Annotated in this window: 3 protein-coding genes; 1 reads left to right on the top strand and 2 read right to left on the bottom strand. The window is 75.0% G+C overall.

Annotated elements, in window-relative coordinates; genetic code table 11:
* Both HMPREF3099_RS04980 and hemE read right to left on the bottom strand, forming a co-directional pair.
* Positions 1-513, bottom strand: a 513-nt coding sequence (locus HMPREF3099_RS04980) for an FAD-dependent oxidoreductase (protein ID WP_168168440.1), incomplete at its 3' end; no start/stop codon positions are given.
* Positions 510-1,574 (bottom strand): uroporphyrinogen decarboxylase, encoded by a 1,065-nt coding sequence (hemE, locus tag HMPREF3099_RS04975; RefSeq protein WP_070704791.1) that lies wholly within the window; start codon positions 1,572-1,574, stop codon positions 510-512. The genes hemE and HMPREF3099_RS04980, both read right to left, overlap by 4 nt.
* A gap of 100 nt (positions 1,575-1,674) precedes the next feature.
* On the opposite strand from hemE, the gene HMPREF3099_RS04970 reads away from it, so the two are divergent.
* Positions 1,675-2,265, top strand: a complete 591-nt coding sequence (locus HMPREF3099_RS04970) for a DUF3000 family protein (RefSeq protein WP_070704788.1) — start codon at positions 1,675-1,677, stop codon at positions 2,263-2,265.
* Positions 2,266-2,294 lie beyond the last annotated feature (29 nt).

Here is a 2,294-nt window from a genome sequence, read left to right as displayed (position 1 = left end):
GTGGCCGGCGTACACCCCGCCCAGGAGCGGCTCCACGAGGCGGTCCACCACCGCGTCGCCCATCCGCTCGGCCACGAGGTCGCCCAGCGAGACGTCCTCGACCAGCGGCGGGTGCTCGCGGCCGGAGTCGTCGGCGCGGTCCACCTCCTGCTCGGTGAGAAGCCCGGCGGCCTGCGCGGCGTCGCCGGGCACACCCATGAGGGTGCCGCGGGGCACCGGGTGGATGCCGCCACGCGACCAGACCGCGGCCGGCACCCCGGTGGGGTGCACGGCCTCCTCGGCCAGGCCCAGCTCGGCCAGCAGGTCCGTCGCCTCGGGGCGGGTGGTGAGCACCGATTCCGCACCGAGGTCCACGGTGCGGCCGGCCACCTCGCCGCGCAGCAGCACACCGCCAGCGCGCTCCCGCGCCTCGAGCACGGTCACGTCACCCGACGCGATGCCGTGGTGAACCACCAGCTCCCGGGCGGCCACCAGGCCGCTGAGTCCTCCACCGACGACGACCGCTCGCGTCATCGCGCGGAGACCTCGTGCACGCGCGCGGTGACGCGGGTGAGGACGTCGGGGTCGGTGGACGGCAGCACCCCGTGGCCGAGGTTGAAGATGTGGCCCGGCGCGGTGCGGCCGGCGGCGACGATCTCGTCGACGCGGGCCATGAGCGGCTCGGTGGGGGCGAACAGCAGGGCCGGGTCGAGATTGCCCTGCAGCGCGTGGCGGCCGCCGGTGCGGGCCAGGGCGTCGGCCAGGTCCACGCGGTAGTCCACGCCCACCACCTCGGCGCCGGCGTCACCCATGAGGTCGAGCAGCTCCCCGGTGCCCACGCCGAAGTGGATGCGGGGGACGCGGCCCTCCACGGCGGCGAGAACGGCCGCGGAGTGCGGGGCCACGAAGCGCTGGTAGTCGCGGCGGTTGAGATAGCCCACCCAGGAGTCGAAGAGCTGCACCGCATCGGAGCCGGCGTCCACCTGCACCTGCAGGAAGGCCCCGGCGATGGCGGCCAGGCGCTCGCACAGCGCGTTCCACAGCTCGGGGTCGCCGTGCATGAGGGCCTTGGTGTTCTCGTGGTTCTTCGACGGGCCCCCTTCCACCAGGTAGCTGGCCAGCGTGAACGGCGCGCCGGCGAAGCCGATGAGGGCCTGGTCGGGGCGCAGCTCGCGGCGCACGGCGGCGATGGCGGCGCTGATGTCCGGGACCATGTCGGGCGTGAGCTCCGGCAGCCGGTCCAGGTCGGCACGGGTGCGGAAGGGCTGCGGCACCACCGGGCCGGTGCCCGGCACGATGTCGAGGTCCACCCCCACGGCCTGCAGCGGCACCACGATGTCGCTGAAGAAGATGGCGGCGTCCACGTCGTGGCGGCGCACCGGCTGCAGGGTGATCTCGGTGACCAGGTCGGTGTCGCGGCAGGCCTCGAGCATGGCGTTGCCCTCACGGACAGCGCGGTACTCCGGCAGCGAGCGACCGGCCTGGCGCATGAACCACACCGGCGTGTGCGGCACCTCCTGTCCCCGTGCGGCGGCGACAAGGGTGGGCACCGTGGCGGAGGGCGTGGGGGAACCGGTGGCGGCGTGCTCAGTCATGGCCGAATCGTCCCACGGCAGCAGCCGTGTCACCGGCCGGGGCGGGGCGGCACGGCGCGCCTGCGGGAGGTTGTCGGCGCCGCGCCATATCGTCCCCGGTGTGACCCCCCGTTTCCTGCCCGGGCGCCGTGCTGCGGACCCGGAGGCCGCCCTGGAGATGCTGCGGAGCGCCCCGCCGCGCGCCGGCGTGCTCTGCGAGGAGGTCCCCTCCCCCTCGCGTCTGGCCCCCACCTCGGTGGCCTTCACCGCCGAGGTGCCGGCCGCCGACCCGGAGGCCGAGCCGTTGGCCGCCGGCCGCTTCGTGCTGCTGCACGACCCGGACTCGCCGGAGGAGTGGGGCGGTGACTGGCGCGTGGTGACCTTCGCGAGCAGCCCGGTGGAGTCCGAGCTGGCGCACGACCCCTTGTTCGGCGAGGTGGGTCGAGCCTGGCTGCAGGAGTGCCTGGCCCAGCAGGGGTGCCACCTGGAGACGCTCAGCGGCACCAGCACGCGCGTCACCTCGGAGCCCTTCGGGGCCCGCGAGCACCTCGGGCCGGAGGTCACCCTGGAGGTGCGCGCCTCCTGGACACCCCTGGACGCAGACCTGCTGCGCCACTTCGACGCCTGGAGGGACCTGTTGTGCACGATCGCCGGGCTGCCGCCCGTCCCGGAGCTCCCGCAGGGCGTGGTGGCCCTGCACGGGGTGCGCTGATGCCCACCCCGCTGGACCGCCCTGCCGAG

The organism is Kytococcus sp. HMSC28H12 (genome assembly GCF_001816045.1).
Taxonomy (GTDB): domain Bacteria; phylum Actinomycetota; class Actinomycetes; order Actinomycetales; family Dermatophilaceae; genus Kytococcus; species Kytococcus schroeteri.
The sequence above is the reverse complement of the archived record's forward strand: the minus strand, read 5'-3'. Positions and strand labels throughout refer to the sequence as shown.

Coding starts and splice junctions, on each gene's coding strand:
- hemE (WP_070704791.1), bottom strand. CDS start 1,574: ATGACTGAGCACGCCGCCACCGGTTCCCCCACGCCCTCCGCCACGGTG.